The organism is Actinokineospora xionganensis (assembly GCF_014323725.1).
Taxonomy (GTDB): Bacteria; Actinomycetota; Actinomycetes; order Mycobacteriales; family Pseudonocardiaceae; genus Actinokineospora; species Actinokineospora xionganensis.
Window position 1 is genome coordinate 42,878 of sequence record NZ_JABVED010000026.1, and the last position, 16,553, is coordinate 59,430.

Sequence of the window (16,553 nt, forward strand, 5' to 3'; positions counted from 1 at the left end):
TCAGCGGCTCCACAGGCCGAGCGCGGCCTCTAGTTCGCTCAGCGCCCCGGTGGAACCACCGGGCGCCTGTGCCTGCGCGGTGATCCGGATCAAGCTCGCCACCAGTTCCGCCTCCTGCTCCTCGTCGGTGCTGTAGCTGGTACGCGCCAGCAGTCGGCGCACCAGCGCGGGCGACAGGTCAGGAAGAAACCGCCCGAGCTCGGCCACGATATCGTCCGCCTTGCTGCGGTGGTCGCACAGCATGTGGCCGATCTCGTGCAGCACGATGTGGTCGCGGTGGAACGGGCTGGTCTTGGCTTCGACGAAGATCACATCGCGGTCGGCGAGGTGCAGCCACGCGCCGCAGGCGTTGACGGTGAGCCCCGCGGGCAGCGTGCCGATGTCGATGGGCCGCTGCCGCTGCTCGGCGAGCATCTCCACGAGCGCTGAGACGGAGAACGGCCTGGGCAGCGCGAGACCGTCCACCAGTGTGCGGCACTTCTTGTAGCCGCGTCGTGTGATCATGTCGTCGCCGACACCTCCGCTTGGGCACCTCCGGAACCGCGGCCACGGTCCGGGAGTGCAGAGCATCACTCGTCCCGCTCGGGCCGGGGCTCGCCCGAGTCCGTCGCGGGCCCCAGCCGCTCGATCCGACGCGCTTCGGTGACCATGGCCAGCAGCGCGTCCAGCGTATCGTCAGACAGTCCTTCGGCCCGCAGCGCGATCGAGCGAACCTTCTGGTTGCGCAGCGCGAGCGCCAGGTCGAGCTGGGCGTCGACCCGGGAGGCCACCACGTCGTCGAGGAAGTACTCGGCCGGGACGCCGAAGAACTCGGCCAGGGTGACCAGGGTGTCCTGGGTCAGGTTGCGCTTGCGGCCGCTGGCCAGCTCCCACAGGTAGGTCGCCGACATGGCTTTCCCGGTCTGCTCCCGGATCTGACCCGCCAGCTTCGCGTAGCCGGGCCGTGACTCCTTCTCGGGGTACAACCGGGACAACAGGTGGTTGATCTTCTCGGCGAGAACACCCTCGGCAACCTCGTCCCTGCGCTGCTGGGGGCCCATCGCGCTGTCCTCATCCTCGGCTTTCACATCCGCTGCAGCGGACGCTTTCGTTCAGAGCTTAGTGTGGATCACCCTGGTGTGGTTGACAAACGGAGGCAGTCTTAGCCTATGCTCACCACAGGGCATCCGCTAAAGCGGACGGTTGCTGAGAGGGCCAGGGGGCTTCTCAGCGCGGGGAACCGCTCACGGCTGTCCCGGCCGAAGAAATTCGGCCACTAACGTGAGGGCGGGCGGGCCCGCGCGGTGCTGAGGGCACGCGCGGGCCTAAGTCCGATCCCGGTCGCCGAGTCTTGTTCCCAGCTCGGGGGTCTCGAAGCGGTAGCCCATGCCTGGTTCGGTGAGCAGGTAGCGCGGGTCGCTGGGGCGCGGTTCGAGTTTGCGGCGCAGTTGGGCCATGTACACCCGCAGGTAGTGCTTCTCGTCCCCGTAGTTCGGGCCCCACACCTCTTGCAGCAGCTGCTTCTGGGCGATCAGCTTGCCCTTGTTGCGCACCAGGATCTCCAGCATCCCCCATTCGGTCGGGGTCAGGTGTACCTCCACGCCGTCGCGGTGGACCTTCTTGGCGGCGATGTCGATCGTGAACGCCTCGGTCTCCACGACCGGGTCGTCGTCGGTGGGCACGGTCGAGGCCCGGCGGACGGCGGCGCGCAGGCGGGCCAGGAGTTCGTCCATGCCGAAGGGCTTGGTGACGTAGTCGTCGGCGCCCGCGTCCAGGGCCACGACCTTGTCGGTGGAGTCGACCCGGGCCGACAGCACGATGATCGGGACGGTGCTCCAGCCGCGCAGGCCGTGGATCACCTCCGTGCCGTCGATGTCGGGCAGCCCGAGGTCGAGCACGACGGCGTCGGGTTTGGTCTCGGCGGCCGCGCGCAGGGCGGCGGCGCCGTCGGCGGCGGTGACGACCTCGTACCCGCGCGCGGTCAGGTTGATCCGCAGCGCCCGCACGATCTGCGGCTCGTCGTCGACAACCAGGATCTTGGTCACGTCGCTCCGTTCCCGGCCGCGCGCAGCGCGATCACGATGGTCAGGCCGCCGCCTGGGGTGTCCTCCGCGCTGATCGTGCCACCCATGGCCTCGGTGAACCCCTTGGCGACCGCCAGCCCCAGGCCGACACCGGTAGTCGGGTCCCGGTCGCCCAGCCGCTGGAACGGTTCGAACGCGGTGTCGGCGGCGCCTTTGGGCAGCCCCGGGCCGCGGTCGACGACCCGCAGTTCGACCTGGTTGGCGTGGCTGCTGGCCCGCACGGCGACCCCGGAACCGCCATGCCGCAGGGCGTTGTCGACGACGTTGGCGATGACCCGCTCCAGCAGGCCCGCGTCGGCGAGCACCGGTGGCAGCCGCTCGTCGATGTCGACCGCCACCGCCTCCCGTCCGTCCATTCCGGACAGCGCGCGGCTCGCCACCTCGTCGTAGCCGACCTCGTCGAGGTGCGGGCGGACCGCTCCTGTGGCCAGCCGGGACGCGTCGAGCAGGTTGTCGACCAGCCCGGCGAGGCGGTCGGCGGACTCCTCGACGGTGGCGAGCAGTTCGTTCGTGTCGTGCGGGGACAGCTCGATGGAGGTGTCGCGCAGGCTGCCGATGGCGGCCTTGATGGAGGTGAGCGGGGTGCGCAGGTCGTGTCCGACCGCGGAGAGCAGGGCGGTGCGCAGCTTGGCGGTGTCGGCCATGGCCCGCCCGTGCGCGGCTTCCTCGGCCATCCGCTGCTGGCGCAGTGCGAGCAGCGCCTGGCTCGCGGCCGTCTCCAGGACGCGCCGGTCCGCCGCGGCAGGCGGCTTGCCGCGCAGGGCGAGCACGATGCCCTCGGTGACCGGGACCTCGGTGTCGGGCTCGCCGGAGGAGTGCGTCCCGGCGAGCGCGGCCTCATGCCACTCGCCGTCGCGATTCTCCAGCAGCGCCACCGAGTCCTGGCTGAAGTTCTCCCGGATCTTGGTCAGCAGCCGGGGAAGTGGCTCCTTGTGCGTCAGCACGGTCCGCGCGTAGGAGCCGAGCAGCGCCGCCTCCGTCCCGGCCCGGGCGGCTTCCTCCGCCCGCCTGCTCGCCCGGTCGACGATCGCCGCGACCAGCACGCCGGCGACGACCATTCCGGCCAGGGCGAGGACGTTCTGACCATCCGCCACGAGCAGCGTGTGGTACGGCGCGGTGAAGAAGAAGTTGAGCAGCGCCCCGCTGAGCAGCGCCGCCACGAGCGCGGGCCCGATGCCGCCGAGCATCGCGACCAGCACGATCACCAGCATGTGCCCGACGACCAGCGTCGAGATCTCCAGGGTCGCGCGAAGCGGCAGTCCCAGGACGGAGACCAGCACCGGGCCGAGGACCGCGGCGGCCAGCCCGAGCAGCCGCCGTCGACGGCTCAGCGCGCCGCGCGCCGTCGAGCCGGACCGCCTTCCCGACTCCGAGTGGGTCACCATGTGCACGTCGATCGCGCCCGAGCCCTGCAGCACCGCCGAGCCGATGCCCGCGTCGAGCAGTCGGGCGAGGCGGGAGCGCCGCGAGGTGCCCAGCACGAGCTGGGTGGCGTCGACGCCGCGGGCGAAGTCGAGCAGCGCGGTGGGCACGTCGTCCCCGACCACGGTGTGGAAGGTCGCGCCCACGTCTTCGGCGAGGGTGCGCAACCGGGTGAGGGCGAGCGGGTCGGCGCCCGCCAGGCCATCGCCGCGCAGGACGTGCACGACTAGGAAGTCCGCGCCCGCCCGCGACGCGATGCGGCGGGCGCGACGGATCATGGTCTCGCTCTCGGCGCCACCGGTGACGGCGACGACCACGCGTTCCCGCGTCTCCCAGGCGTCGGTGATCGACTCGTCGGCGCGGTGGCGGCGCAGGGCGACGTCGACCTGGTCGGCGACCCAGAGCAGGGCCAGCTCGCGCAGGGCGATCAGGTTGCCGGGGCGGAAGTAGCTGCCGAGGGCGGCGTCGACCCGGTGCTCGGGGTAGACGTTGCCGTGGGCCAGCCTGCGGCGCAGCGCCTCCGGGGTCAGGTCGACCAGCTCGACCTGCTCGGCCCGGCGCACCACCTCGTCGGGCACGGTCTCCTGCTGGCGCACACCGGTGATCCCCTCGACGACGTCGTTGAGCCCCTCCAGGTGCTGGATGTTCACCGTGGACAGCACGTCGATCCCGGCGTCGAGCAGTTCCTCGATGTCCTGCCACCGCTTGGCGTTGCGGCTGCCGGGGACGTTCGTGTGGGCGAGTTCGTCGACCAGGGCCAGCCGCGGCCTGCGGGCCAGCACGGCATCCACGTCCAGTTCGGTCAGCTCGACCCCGCGGTGCTCGGACCGCCGCCGCGGGACCACCTCCAAGCCGTCGAGCAGCGCGGCCGTCTTCGCCCGCCCGTGCGTCTCGACCAGCCCGACGACGACGTCGGTGCCCCGGTCGCGCCTGCGCCTGCCCTCGTCCAGCATGGCGAAGGTCTTGCCCACGCCGGGGGCCGCGCCGAGGTAGATGCGCAGCTCGCCCCGGCGCGGGCGGTTCCCTTCGGTCTCGCTCACCTGGTCAGTTTGCTCCGCCCGCGGCCGCGCGCACGGCGAGATTGAGGCGCAGCACGTCGACGGCGGAGAACCATCCGGTCGTGTGCTCCCGGATCAGCCCGCGGACCGTCTCGACCGGCACCCCGGTCTCCCGCGCCACCCTGGGGGCCTGCAGGTCGGCGTAGGCCGGGCTGATGTGCGGGTCGAGCCCGGACGCGGACGCGGTCACCGCGTCCGCGGGCACCTCCGCCGGGTCGACGCCCTCCCGTCGGGCCACCGTCTCCCGGCGTTCGGCGACCGCGGACAGGAGGTCGGCGTCGCCCGCGCCCTTGTTGGAAGCGCCCGAGGTGGTGGTGTCGGTGATGGTGCTGGGCCGGGTGTGGAACCACGGGTCGTGCGCGGGATCGGCAGGCACGAGGTCAACTCCGATCAGGTCGGAGCCGACCGCGCGGCCGTCGACGGACACCACCGAGCCCTCGGCGTGGTGCTGCAGGCCGGGCAGCCTGGTCACCAGCCACACCGACAGCGGATACAGCACACCGGTGAGCACGGTCAGCACAAGCAGGACCCGCAGGCCTGCCGTGGTCTGGCGGAACAACGAGGTCATCGGAGTCACCCAATCCCGGGGATGTGACGGACAAGCAGGTCGATCAGCCAGATGCCGAGGAACGGCGTGACCACCCCGCCTAGCCCGTAGACCAGCAGGTTGCGTCGCAGCAGCGCGGACGCGCCGCCGGGCCGGTAGCGGACTCCCTTGAGCGCCAACGGGATCAGGGCGACGATGACCAGCGCGTTGAAGATCACCGCGGACAGGATCGCCGATTTCGGCGTGGCCAGGCCCATGACGTTCAGCTTGTCCAGCGCCGGATGGATCGCCGCGAACATCGCGGGGAGGATCGCGAAGTACTTGGCCAGGTCGTTGGCCAGGCTGAACGTCGTCAGCGCGCCGCGGGTGATCAGCAGCTGTTTGCCGATCGCCACGATCTCGATGAGCTTGGTCGGGTCGGAGTCCAGGTCGACCATGTTCCCGGCCTCTTTGGCCGCCGCCGTCCCGGTGTTCATCGCGACCCCGACGTCGGCCTGGGCGAGCGCGGGCGCGTCGTTGGTGCCGTCGCCGGTCATCGCGACGAGCCTGCCACCCTCCTGTTCGGCCCGGATCAGCGCGAGCTTGTCCTCCGGCTTGGCCTCGGCGAGGTAGTCGTCGACCCCGGCCTGGGCCGCGATCGCCTTGGCCGTCAGGGGATTGTCGCCGGTGATCATCACCGTCTTGATCCCCATGGCGCGCAGGTCGGCGAACCGCTCGCGCATCCCTGGTTTGACCACATCGGACAGTCGGATGACCCCGTGCACCGTCGCGACACCGTCCGACAGCTCCGCGCAGACCAGGGGAGTGGCTCCATCGGCCGCGACCCGGTCGGTGATCGCGGCGACCGCCTCGGGAACCTCGCCGCCGTGGGCGTGAACCCAGTCGGTGACCGCGCTCGCCGCTCCCTTGCGGACCGAAACGCCGTCGAAGTCGACGCCGCTCATCCGGGTCTGCGCGCTGAACGGGACGAACTCCGCGTTCGGGACGGTCGTGAACCCGGGACAGAGCTCGACGATGCTGCGGCCCTCCGAGGTCTCGTCGGCCAGGCTGGACAGCCGGGCGGCCGCGCACAGCTCGTCCACTGTGGACTCGCCGACCGGGATGAGTTCGGTCGCCCGGCGGTTGCCGAAGGTGATGGTGCCGGTCTTGTCCAGCAGCAGGGTGCTCACGTCGCCCGCCGCCTCGACCGCCCGGCCGGACGTGGCGAGCACGTTGCGCTGCACGAGCCGGTCCATCCCGGCGATGCCGATCGCCGAGAGCAGCGCCCCGATCGTCGTCGGGATCAGGCAGACCAGCAGTGCGACCAGCACCGCCACGGACTGCGGCGCCCCGGCGTGGATCGACATCGGCTGCAGCGCGGTGACCGCGAGCAGGAAGATGATTGTCAGCGTGGACAGCAGGATCGTCAGCGCGATCTCGTTGGGTGTCTTCTGCCGCTTGGCGCCTTCCACCAACGCGATCATGCGATCCACGAAGGACTCGCCGGGCCTGGTGCTGATCCGCACGACGATGCGGTCCGAGAGCACGGTCGTGCCCCCGGTGACCGCGGTCAGGTCGCCGCCGGATTCGCGGATGACCGGCGCGGACTCCCCGGTGATGGCCGATTCGTCGACGGTCGCGATGCCCTCCACGACGTCGCCGTCGCCCGGGATCACCTCGCCCGCCTCGACCACGACCAGGTCGCCGATCGCGAGTTCCGCGCCGGGAACGGATTCCTCGCGGCCGTCGCGGAGTCGACGCGCCACGGTTTCCCGCTTGGCCCGGCGCAGCGTCTCCGCCTGCGCCCGGCCACGCCCCTCGGCCACCGCCTCGGCCAGGTTGGCGAACAGCACGGTGAACCACAGCCAGCAGGCCAGAGCCACGGTGAACACGCTGGGATCAGTGATCGCGAAGACCGTGACCAGCACCGACCCGACCCACACGACGAACATGACCGGGTTGCGCGCCTGGTGCCTCGGGTCGAGCTTGCGCAGCGCGTCCGGGAGCGAAATGAGGAGTTGCCGCGGGCTGAACACGCCCGCGCCGACGCGCCCGGTCTTCTCGGCGTGGTGTTGCCGGGCGTCGACCGGCTCACGGGTGAGAACGCTCATGCCAGTGCCTCCGCGATGGGGCCCAGCGCCAGCGCCGGGACGAAAGTGAGCGCTGCGACCAGGACGACCGTGCCGCTGAGCAGGCCGACGAACAGCGGGCCGGTGGTGGGCAGCGTGCCCGCTGTCGCCGGGGTCTTGCGTTGCGCGGCAAGGGAACCGGCGAGGCAGAGCACGGCGATGATCGGGATGAGCCGGCCGAAGAGCATGCACAGGCCCAGCGACGACTGGAACCAGTCGCTGGTCACTGTGATCCCGGCGAACGCGCTGCCGTTGTTGTTCGACGCCGACGCGTAGGCGTAGAGAATCTCGGAAAGCCCGTGTGCGCCGGAGTTGTTCAGCGCGGCGGCCGTTCCCGGGTGCACGGCGGCGATCCCGGCGCCGACCAGCAGCACTGTCGGCATGGCCAGCAGCACGATCGCCGCGGCCGTCACCTCGCGGCGGCCGAGTTTCTTGCCCAGGTACTCCGGGGTGCGGCCGACCATCAGCCCGGCGAGGAACACGGCGATGATGGCCATCACCAGGATGCTGTACATCCCGGTCCCCACACCGCCCGGTGTCATCTCGCCGAACAGCATGTTCAGCATGGCGGTGCCGCCGCCGAGGCCGCTGAGACTGTCGTGCGTCGAGTTCACCGCGCCGGTCGACGTGCCGGTGGTGCTGTTGGCGAACAGCGCCGACCCGGCGATGCCGAAGCGGACCTCCTTGCCCTCGGTGGAAGCGCCCGCGACCAGGGCGGCCGGACCGTTCGGGTGCGTCTCGGCCCACCAGAGGACCGCGAGCATGCCCGCCCAGATCGTGCCCATCACCGCGAGCAGCACGGTTCCCTGGCGGCGGTCGCCGACGAGCGTCCCGAACGTGCGGGTCAGCGACACGGGAATGACCAGCAGCAGGAAGATCTCCAGCAGGTTGGTCCAGGCGCTCGGGTTCTCGAAGGGGTGCGCGGAGTTCGCGTTGAAGATGCCGCCGCCGTTGGTGCCCAGCTCCTTGATCGCCTCCTGGCTCGCGGCCGGGGCGAGCGCGCTGGTGTGCCCCGCGCCGTCAAGAGTCGTGTAGTCCACACCGGACCGCAGACTCATCACGACGCCGAGCGCGACCAGGACGATGGCGAACACAAAGGACAGTGGCAGCAGGATGCGGACCACGCCACGAACGAGGTCGACCCAGAAGTTGCCCAGCCGGTCGGTGCGCGAGCGGGTGAACCCGCGGATCAGTGCGATCGCGACCGCGAGGCCGACCGCGGCGGAGACGAAGTTCTGCACGGTCAGCCCGACCAGCTGCACGGAGTGGCCGAGCACGGTCTCCGGCACGTAGGACTGCCAGTTCGTGTTGGTCACGAAGCTGACCGCGGTGTTGAACGCCATCGACGGCTCCACCGCGCCGCGACCGAAGTCCATGGGCAGCCAAGGCTGGATCCGCTGCAGCAGATAGAGGAACAGGATCGAGACGAAGGAGAACCCGAGGACACCCCTCGCGTAGGTGCCCCAGTTCTGCTCGGAATCCGGATCGACCCGGGCCGCCGCGTAGACGCCGCGTTCGACCCGGAGGTGTCGGTCGCTGGTGAACACGCGGGCCATGTGGTCGCCGAGCGGTTTGTAGGCGACCGCCAGGGCCAGGAGCAGCACACCGAGTTGTAAGAGGCCCGCTGTGGTGTCGGTCATCAGAACCGCTCCGGGCGGATCAGCGCGACGAACAGGTAGATGACCAGCAGCAGGGCGAGGACGCCGCCGACGGCGTTGGCGAGCACGTCGTTCACCCGCGCTCCAGCCCGCGGACGATCAGCGTGAGGACCGCGAAACCGGCGATCAGCAGTAAGAGGTAGGCCGTATCGGCCATGACGACTCTCTTCAGGCGGGGCCGCCGCCTGTGGCGGCCCGGGCATCGCCATCCTGCGGTCGCGCCGATCCGCCTTGAGCGTCGCTGACGACGTCCTGACGCGCCTGCGGGCGATCTTTACGCGCCCTTGAGGGTCGCCCCGCCTGTCGCGAGCGCCATCAGGGCGCCTGCCAGGGTGATCGCCCCGAGGATCACGAAGGCCGTCGAGTAGCCGCCGACCGCTTGGGCGAGTGCCGCGCCGGCGAACGGGGCCAGCGCGGTGCAGATCGTCAGCGGCGCCGACAGCACGCCGCTGAGCCTGCCGTAGTGCGCCGAGCCCCACCGGTCGCTGACCGCGGTGGCCTTGATCAGGGTGAACACGCCTCGGGCGACACCCGCGAGGATGGCGGCGCCGATCAGCGCGGTCACCGTGGTCAGGACACCGAGGACGACTGTCGTGACCGCCATCGCGGCGAGGATCGCGGCGGTGCGGGTCCTCGGGGTGGTGTGCCGGGCGAGGACGCCGTAGCCGAGTCTGCCTGCCACCTGGCCCGCGCCGCCGAGCCCGAGAGCCATCGCCGCTGTCGCCGTGTCGATGCCGCGTTCGGCCAGCAGTGGGATCAGGTTGATCACGACCGCGGAGGTCGCGAACGCGGCCACGCTGAACGCGACGGTCAGCGTGATGAACTCCCGGCTGCGGCTGATCCGGCCGGGATCGGCGTGCTCCGGCTGCGCCTGCGGGCGGGGGGGCCACGGCAGACGCAGGCCGAACCAGTGGGCGGGGATGGTGATCACGCCGAGGATCGCGGCCAGCACCAGGAAGGTGCCGCGCCAGTTCAGGGAATCCGCGAGGAGCGCGGTCAGGGGAGCGAAGACCGTGCTCGCCAAACCGCCGACCAAGGTCAGCGCGGTGAGCGCGCGCACCCGGTTCGGTCCGTGCCAGCGGGTCACCGCGGAGAAGGCGGGCGCGTAGAGGGTCGCGCCCTTCGCGACGCCCGCGACCGACCACGCCCCGATGAACCACCACAGCGTCGGCGCCGACGCCACGGCCACCAGCGCGAGGACCGCGAGCGCGGAGCCCGCGGTCATCACCCCGCGTGGACCGTGCTGGTCGAGCCACCGGCCGATGGGGATCCCCGCGGCCGCGGCCACCAGCTGGCTCGCCGAGAGCGCCGCGATGATCCCGGTGGTCGACCAGCCGGTGTCGGCGGCGATGTCGCCCGCCAGCACCGGCAGGGCGTAGTAGAGCACGCCCCAGCCGGTGATCACGGTGACGCACAAGGTGATCAGCACCCGACGGAGACCCGCGGGGGTCTCCGTCGGGGCGACTTCTGTGGCTACCGCCGTCACGATGTCAGCGCGCGGCGGGCGCGGCGAGGGTCAGCGACTCGACCGCGGGCGGGGCGCAGCAGCCGCCACCCGAGGCCTCCGCCGGCGCGTCGTCGAACAGGCCCGCGCCGCCGCAGACACCGGTCTCGGGCAGCACCAGCTCCACCCGCTCGGCCGCCTCGCGGTCGCCCGCGAGTTCGGCGGCGATCGAGCGGACCTGCTCGAACCCGGTGAGCGCGAGGAACGTCGGCGCCCGGCCGTAGGCCTTCATGCCCGCGAGGTACACGTTCGGCTCCGGGTGCGAGAGCTCCTTGGCGCCGTGCGGGTACACCGTTCCGCAGGAGTGCGCGTTCGGGTCGATCAGCGGGGCCAGCGCGACCGGCGCCTGCAGGGTCGGGTCGAGGTCGAGGCGGATCTCGGAGAGCCAGGTCAGGTCCGGGCGGAAGCCCGCCAGCACCACGACCTCGTCCACTCCGTCGACGGTCTCACCTGCCGAGGACACGAGAGTCAGCCTGCCGTCCTCGGCTCGGTCGACCTGCTCGACGCGGAACCCGGTGACGACGGAGATGTGGCCGGACTCGACCGCCGCCCTCGCCCGCAGACCCAGCGCGCCGCGGGCCGGGAGCTGGTCGGAGTCGCCGCCGCCGAACACGGTGCCCGTCGCGCCGCGACGCAGCACCCAGGTGATCTTCGTGGCAGGCTCGCGCTCGGCCAGACCGGCGAGCACCACCAGCGCGGTGAGCGCGGAGTGCCCGCTGCCCGCGACGGCGATGTGCTTGCCCACCAGGCGTTCGCTCTCGTCGGCCAGGTTCGGCACCCGGTAGCTGATGCGGTCGGCCGCGGCCAACTCGCCGATCGCCGGGAGGCCGTCGCCGCCCAGCGGGTTCGGCGTGCCCCAGGTGCCGGAGGCGTCGATCAGCGCCTGCGCGGTGATTCGCTCCTCGCGGCCCTCGGCGGTGCGGAGGTGCACGGTCAGGGGCTCGCTGTGGCGCCCGGCGTCGACGACCCGGTCGCGTCCCCGGCGGGCCGCGCCGACGACCTCGGCGTTGAAGCGGACGTGCTCGCCCAGGGCCTCGGCCAGCGGGGCGAGGTACAGCGAAGCCCACTCGGCGCCGGTCGGGTAGGCCTCGACGTCCGGGTGCGTCCAGCCGCGCGGTTCCAGCAGCCTGCGGGCGGCCGGGGCGACCAGCTCGGCCCAGCGGGAGAACAGGCGCACGTGGTTCCACTCGGCCACCGCGGCGCCCGCTCGGTCACCGCGCTCGAGCACCAACGGGGTCAGGCCACGCTCCAGGAGTTCGGCTGCCGCCGCCAGGCCCACGGGTCCGGCCCCCACCACCACGACTGGAAGGTCAGTCATCGTCCAAACCTCTTTCATCGACGTTGTTCGATGTAACGAGGACGAATGTATCGACTCCCGTCGATTAATGCAACCATCGATACCCGTCGATACTCGTGTTGGTCACCCGCGGGCGGCGAATGCCGCCAACAGCCGCTCACGCGTGGGCAGGTCCAGTCGGCACGCGGTGCCTGCGACCTCCCGGCCGCCGTCCATGACGTCGACCCCGTCGACCAGGACCGATGGCGACCGGTAGTCCCCGATGTGCTCGGCGAAGACGATGTCGTCCGCTTCGGCGAGGCAGTCCAGCACGAGTTCCCGAGTCGTCGCGGCGTTGGGGCAGTCGGGGGCGTGGAACAGATCGACGTTCATCGTCGTCCTTCTCTCCTTTAGCAGCAGTGGTTTCCGCGCCAGGCTTCGCGGCCCTCCTTCAGGGCGACGGCGGCGATGGTCATGGCCGCGATCGGGTCCGCCCACCACCAGCCGAGCGTGCTGTTGAGGACCAGGCCCACAAGCAGGACGGCGGACAGGTACGTGCACAGCAGGGTTTGCTTGGAGTCGGCGACGGCGGTCGCGGAGCCGAGTTCCCGCCCGGCCTGGCGCTGGGCGTAGGACAGGCCGGGCATGATCACCAGCGACGCGGCGGCCAGGGCGATGCCGACGGGTGAGTGGTCGGCCGCCTCCGCGCCGAGCAGCGCTCGGACGGACTCGACCGTCACGTAGGCGGCCAGGACGAAGAACGACACCGCGATGATCCGCAGCGTCGTCCGTTCGCGGGTCTTGTGGTCCTTCGCGGCGAACTGCCACGCCAGGGCGGTCGCCGAGGCGACCTCGATGACCGAGTCCAGGCCGAACCCGATCAGCGCGGTCGAGGAGGCGATGGTGCCCGCGGTGATCGCGATGATCGCCTCGACGATGTTGTAGCTGATGGTCGCCGCGACCAGCAGCCGTACCCGGCGGGTCAGGACCTGTTGGCGCTCCACGGTTCTCTCCGCCGCGGGGGCGCAGCAAGCGCACTCGCTCATGCCGGGTCCGCGCAGTCGTCGGTGGGGTCGACGGCGAGCACGACGTCGACGAGTTCGCGCAGCGCGCGGGCCAGGTGGGCGTCGGCGAGTTCGTAGCGGACCTGCCTGCCCTCGTACGCGGCGACGACGAGTCCGCAGCCGCGCAGGCACGACAGATGGTTGGACACGTTGGACCGGGTGAGCGCGAGTTCCTCGGCGAGCCGTGCCGGGTAGCCCGGTCCGTCGAGAAGGGACAGCAGGATCCGACAGCGGGTCGGGTCGGCCAGCGCCCTTCCCAGTCGGGCGAGCGCGGACTCCCGGGTCTCACAGGTCAGCATTCGCAGAACTATACAGCTACTGCTGAACTGTCTTGGTTTCGTACATCCGGACCGCCACCACCAGCCCGGAGATGGCGGTGATCACCGCGACCACCCAGATCGCCGCGCGCAGGCCCCACAGGTCGGCCACCACACCCGCGAGCACCGCGCCGACCGCGAAGCCGCCGTCGCGCCAGAGCCGGTAGACGCCGACCGCCCGCGCCCGCCAGACCGGGTGGGCGACGTCGCCGACGGTGGCCAGCAGCGTCGGGTAGACCATCGCCGTGCCCGCGCCGAGCAGCGCCGCGGCCGTGACCCACAGGCCGAACGTGTCGACGAGCGCGACCATGGCCAGGGCGAGGGCTTGCAGCAGCATCCCGGCTGTGATCAGGTGTTTGCGCCCCCAGCGGTCCGAGAGCGGGCCGGTGACCAACTGCCCGAGACCCCAGACGGCGGGGTAGACGGCGGCGAGGATGCCGATGCGGGACACGGAGAGCCCGGCGGTGGCGAACAGGATCGGGAACAGGCCCCACGCGAGGCCGTCGTTGAGGTTGTTGACCATCCCGGCCTGGCTGGCCGAGGACAGCGCGGGCTCGCGGAAACTGGTGTGGGCGAAGATCTCCTTGCTGGTCAGGTCGGCGTGCAGATGGTCGTGGCGGCCGTCCTCGCGGGCGACGTGGTTGGTGGCTTCGAGCCGTGCGTGTTCACGCGTCTCCTTGACGGCGAACACGGTCAACCCGAGGCCGAGCGCGGCGTAGGACAGGCCCAGCAGGAACGGCGCGGGCCGCAACCCGTAGCGTGCGGCGAGATAGCCGGTGGCCAGTGCGGTGGCGGCGACCGCCATGTACCCGGCGGCCTCGTTGAGTCCCATCGCCAGGCCGCGCCTGCTGGGGCCGGCCAGGTCGATCTTCATGATCACCGTGGTGGACCAGGTGAGGCCCTGGTTGACGCCGAGCAGCACGTTCGCGGCGACGACCCAGCCCCAACTCGGGGCCCAGATCAGCATCAGCGGCACGGGAATCGCGATCAGCCAGCCCGCGACGAGCACGGGTTTGCGGCCGAACCGGTCCGACCAGGTGCCCGCGAAGTAGTTGGTGGCGGCCTTGGTCAGGCCGAACGCGAGCACGTAGGTCAGCAGGAAGGTGTAGCCGGACAGGTGGAACGTCTGCTCGGCGAGCAGCGGCAGGACCGTGCGCTCCTGGCCCAGCACGCCGCCGACCAGCGCGTTGACGGCGACGAGCAGGCTGAACTGGGCGAGGTTGGCCCGCAGGCCGAGACGAAGGTCGGTGCTCACGCGGCTGTCTCCGGTCTGTCCCATGTGGAGGGTGTTGGAGGATCGGGAAGTCATGGGCCGGTGGCGAGCCGGCCGCCGGTGGCGTGGCCCCAGTCCTCCGCCCCGCCGACCAGCACCGCCAGGCCACGGTGGCCCGCTCGTTCCAGCACACTCGCCGCGCTCATGGCGCGTTCGCCGTGGCCGCACATGACCACGGTCGGTTCCGCGGGCACCTCATCGGCACGGTCGGCGAGGTCGCCGAGTTCGATGTGGGTCGCGCCCGGCAGGTGCCCGCCCGCGAACTCCGCCGACTGTCGGACGTCGAGCACATTTCCGGAGACCTCGTCGGCCGTGATCAGCTTGGTGGCGGTGGTCGGCAACCGCGCGGCCGTCCAAGCGTCGAAGGCGCACTCGCCCGCCAGGTTGGCGTACCCGATTTTGGCGGCCTGCCAGGCGATCTCGGCGGCATCCTGGTCGGGGCCGCGCATGATCACCAACGGCCGGTCGTCGGGCGCCAGCCAGCCCAGCCAGGAGGCGAAGGCCGGGCGGGCCGGGTTCGACAGCGCTCCCGGCACGTGGGCGGCGGCGAATTCGGGAACCGGGCGGATGTCCACGATCAGCGCGCCGTCGTCGAGCAGGGCGCGCACGGTGTCGACGTCCAGTTCGGGCAGCAGCGGCGGTCGGGCCAGAATCGGTGGCCCGAGTCGGTTGATCTCGCCCAGCCGGGCGAAGTACGGCGGATAGCTGCCCAGTGACCCCAGCAGCCGGGTGACGAACTCGTCCTCGTCGGTCAGCCGCAGCAAGGGATTGGTCGCCTTCTCGCGGCCGATCGTGCTGGTGCGCTCGGCGCCCGGGGGAGCCGAGCAGAACGACCCGGCGCCGTGGGTGGGCCACACCGTCACGTCGTCAGGTAGTTCGGCGAGACGGCGCAGCGAGTGGAACTGCTTGCGCGCCAACTCTTCCGTGCGTCCCGGCGCGACCAGGTCGGTGCGCGCGGCCGACCCGACGATCAGTGAGCCGCCGGTGAACACGCCGACCGGGCGGTCCCCGTCGAGCAGCAGGAACGAGAGGTGCTCATGGGTGTGGCCGGGTGTGCCGAGGGCGCGCAGCCGAAGGCCGCCAAGGTCGACCTCGTCGCCGTCGCGCAGCCCGGTGTGGGTGAACTCCCGGTGCCCGGCGGCCGAGGCGAGCACCCGCGCGTCCTCGGTGGCGGAGAGCTGCCGCGCGCCGGACAGGAAGTCGGCGTGCAGGTGGGTGTCGGCGGCGAAGGCGACCCGGAGGTCGCGCCTGCCCGCTTCCCTGTCGGTCTGCCGAAGGTCGAGACTGACGTCGACCACCAGCGCCCGGCCGTCGCCGAGGTCGACCAGATAAGCGGAATTGCCCAATCCCTCGTCCACGAGCGGAACAACATCGACTGCGGTCACGGTGTCCTCCTCGGCTATAGTTCTACACTATTCCACAGAAGATTGGAGAATGATGGGTGCCCGTCTCGCGAAGACCGCGCTTTTCGACCAGTTCGCCCGCGTGGGCAAGGCCCTGGCCAGCGGAAAGCGCCTCGAACTGCTCGACCTGCTCGCCCAAGGCGAGCGGACCGTGGACGCGCTTTCCCGCGCGGCCGACCTGGGCCTGACCACGGCGTCGGCGCACCTGCAGACGCTCAAACAGGCCAACCTCGTCGAGACCCGCCGCGACGGCACCAAGATCTACTATCGGCTCGCGGGCGGAGATGTCGCCGCGCTCTACGCGCTCGTGCGGACCGTCGCCCACGAACGACTCCCCGATGTCGGCGCCGCCGCCACCGCCTACCTGGGCCCGGAAACCGAATCCGTCACCCGCGACGAACTGCTCCGCCGCGTCGAGGCGGGCCGCGCGGCGGTGATCGATGTGCGTCCCGCCGAGGAGTTCGCCGCGGGGCACATCCCCGGCGCCCGATCCGTCCCCCTGGACGACTTGGCGGACCTGCTCGCCGACCTGCCCGCGGACCAGGAGATCGTGGCGTACTGCCGAGGCGCCTACTGCGTGCTGGCGCACGAAGCTGTCCGCCTGCTGCGAGCGCGGGGCCGCCAAGCCGTCCGCCTCGCCGACGGCATGCTCGAGTGGCGCCTCGCCGCCCTCCCCGTGGAGACCGCTGATCAGGCGGTGTTTGACGTTCCGTCGGCGCTACGAACCCGCACCTGAGGGGACCGTGCCGAAACCTGACGACGGTCACCCATCAATCCGCACCATCACCCGACAGGTGACCCCAGTGTGAAATTCCGGGGAGGCGGACTAGGCCGTGTTTCGAAGTCATAGCCACTCGTTG

At 71.2% G+C, this 16,553-nt stretch carries 16 protein-coding genes; 1 reads left to right on the top strand and 15 read right to left on the bottom strand.

The features are described from left to right. The 15 genes from GPZ80_RS29285 to GPZ80_RS29355 all read right to left on the bottom strand — a co-directional run bounded on the left by GPZ80_RS29285 (position 1) and on the right by GPZ80_RS29355 (position 15,675). On the bottom strand, positions 1-504 hold the full coding sequence (locus GPZ80_RS29285) for a hypothetical protein (RefSeq protein WP_187224342.1): 504 nt from the start codon (positions 502-504) through the stop codon (positions 1-3). 65 nt (positions 505-569) lie between these two features. Further along, complete coding sequence (locus GPZ80_RS29290) at positions 570-1,067, bottom strand: hypothetical protein (RefSeq protein WP_312880644.1); 498 nt, start codon at positions 1,065-1,067, stop codon at positions 570-572. 237 nt (positions 1,068-1,304) lie between these two features. Continuing rightward, a complete protein-coding gene (locus GPZ80_RS29295; protein ID WP_187224343.1) occupies positions 1,305-2,024 on the bottom strand; it encodes a response regulator in 720 nt (239 codons plus the stop codon). Next, positions 2,021-4,525: a DUF4118 domain-containing protein gene (locus GPZ80_RS29300; RefSeq protein WP_312880645.1), complete on the bottom strand. Its 2,505-nt coding sequence runs from the start codon at positions 4,523-4,525 to the stop codon at positions 2,021-2,023. The genes GPZ80_RS29295 and GPZ80_RS29300 overlap by 4 nt, the downstream gene beginning before the upstream one ends. A 4-nt stretch (positions 4,526-4,529) precedes the next feature. After that, a complete protein-coding gene (locus GPZ80_RS29305; RefSeq protein WP_187224344.1) occupies positions 4,530-5,111 on the bottom strand; it encodes a potassium-transporting ATPase subunit C in 582 nt (193 codons plus the stop codon). Positions 5,112-5,116: 5 nt separating this feature from the next. After that, positions 5,117-7,180: a potassium-transporting ATPase subunit KdpB gene (kdpB, locus tag GPZ80_RS29310; RefSeq protein WP_187224345.1), complete on the bottom strand. Its 2,064-nt coding sequence runs from the start codon at positions 7,178-7,180 to the stop codon at positions 5,117-5,119. Then, on the bottom strand, positions 7,177-8,838 hold the full coding sequence (gene kdpA, locus GPZ80_RS29315) for a potassium-transporting ATPase subunit KdpA (protein WP_187224346.1): 1,662 nt from the start codon (positions 8,836-8,838) through the stop codon (positions 7,177-7,179). Before kdpA ends, kdpB begins: the two co-directional genes overlap by 4 nt. After that, positions 8,838-8,933 (bottom strand): K(+)-transporting ATPase subunit F, encoded by a 96-nt coding sequence (gene kdpF, locus GPZ80_RS33085; protein ID WP_187224347.1) that lies wholly within the window; start codon positions 8,931-8,933, stop codon positions 8,838-8,840. The genes kdpA and kdpF overlap by 1 nt, the downstream gene beginning before the upstream one ends. A 197-nt stretch (positions 8,934-9,130) precedes the next feature. Then, positions 9,131-10,342 (bottom strand): MFS transporter, encoded by a 1,212-nt coding sequence (locus GPZ80_RS29325; protein WP_312880646.1) that lies wholly within the window; start codon positions 10,340-10,342, stop codon positions 9,131-9,133. Positions 10,343-10,346: 4 nt separating this feature from the next. Continuing rightward, a complete protein-coding gene (locus tag GPZ80_RS29330; protein WP_187224348.1) occupies positions 10,347-11,678 on the bottom strand; it encodes an FAD-dependent oxidoreductase in 1,332 nt (443 codons plus the stop codon). A gap of 102 nt (positions 11,679-11,780) precedes the next feature. Next, on the bottom strand, positions 11,781-12,029 hold the full coding sequence (locus GPZ80_RS29335) for an alkylmercury lyase (protein WP_187224349.1): 249 nt from the start codon (positions 12,027-12,029) through the stop codon (positions 11,781-11,783). 17 nt (positions 12,030-12,046) lie between these two features. Continuing rightward, positions 12,047-12,682: a cation diffusion facilitator family transporter gene (locus tag GPZ80_RS29340; RefSeq protein WP_187224350.1), complete on the bottom strand. Its 636-nt coding sequence runs from the start codon at positions 12,680-12,682 to the stop codon at positions 12,047-12,049. Next, the gene (gene cmtR / locus GPZ80_RS29345) at positions 12,679-12,999 is read right to left on the bottom strand and encodes a Cd(II)/Pb(II)-sensing metalloregulatory transcriptional regulator CmtR (protein WP_187224351.1); all 321 of its coding nucleotides are present in this window, start codon (positions 12,997-12,999) and stop codon (positions 12,679-12,681) included. The genes GPZ80_RS29340 and cmtR overlap by 4 nt, the downstream gene beginning before the upstream one ends. A gap of 16 nt (positions 13,000-13,015) precedes the next feature. Next, the gene (locus tag GPZ80_RS29350) at positions 13,016-14,296 is read right to left on the bottom strand and encodes an MFS transporter (protein WP_222720038.1); all 1,281 of its coding nucleotides are present in this window, start codon (positions 14,294-14,296) and stop codon (positions 13,016-13,018) included. A 26-nt stretch (positions 14,297-14,322) separates the two neighbouring features. Next, positions 14,323-15,675, bottom strand: coding sequence for an MBL fold metallo-hydrolase (locus tag GPZ80_RS29355; protein WP_187224353.1), 1,353 nt, complete (start codon positions 15,673-15,675; stop codon positions 14,323-14,325). Between the two features lie 52 nt (positions 15,676-15,727). Here GPZ80_RS29355 and GPZ80_RS29360 point away from each other — a divergent pair, with 52 nt between their 5' ends. Next, entirely contained in the window at positions 15,728-16,429 is a 702-nt protein-coding gene (locus GPZ80_RS29360; RefSeq protein WP_187224354.1) for an ArsR/SmtB family transcription factor, read from the top strand. Positions 16,430-16,553 lie beyond the last annotated feature (124 nt).

Coding starts and splice junctions, on each gene's coding strand:
- GPZ80_RS29285 (WP_187224342.1), bottom strand. CDS start 504: ATGATCACACGACGCGGCTACAAGAAGTGCCGCACACTGGTGGACGGT.
- GPZ80_RS29305 (WP_187224344.1), bottom strand. CDS start 5,111: ATGACCTCGTTGTTCCGCCAGACCACGGCAGGCCTGCGGGTCCTGCTT.
- kdpB (WP_187224345.1), bottom strand. CDS start 7,180: ATGAGCGTTCTCACCCGTGAGCCGGTCGACGCCCGGCAACACCACGCC.
- kdpA (WP_187224346.1), bottom strand. CDS start 8,838: ATGACCGACACCACAGCGGGCCTCTTACAACTCGGTGTGCTGCTCCTG.
- GPZ80_RS29330 (WP_187224348.1), bottom strand. CDS start 11,678: ATGACTGACCTTCCAGTCGTGGTGGTGGGGGCCGGACCCGTGGGCCTG.
- GPZ80_RS29335 (WP_187224349.1), bottom strand. CDS start 12,029: ATGAACGTCGATCTGTTCCACGCCCCCGACTGCCCCAACGCCGCGACG.
- GPZ80_RS29340 (WP_187224350.1), bottom strand. CDS start 12,682: ATGAGCGAGTGCGCTTGCTGCGCCCCCGCGGCGGAGAGAACCGTGGAG.
- cmtR (WP_187224351.1), bottom strand. CDS start 12,999: ATGCTGACCTGTGAGACCCGGGAGTCCGCGCTCGCCCGACTGGGAAGG.
- GPZ80_RS29350 (WP_222720038.1), bottom strand. CDS start 14,296: ATGGGACAGACCGGAGACAGCCGCGTGAGCACCGACCTTCGTCTCGGC.
- GPZ80_RS29360 (WP_187224354.1), top strand. CDS start 15,728: ATGGGTGCCCGTCTCGCGAAGACCGCGCTTTTCGACCAGTTCGCCCGC.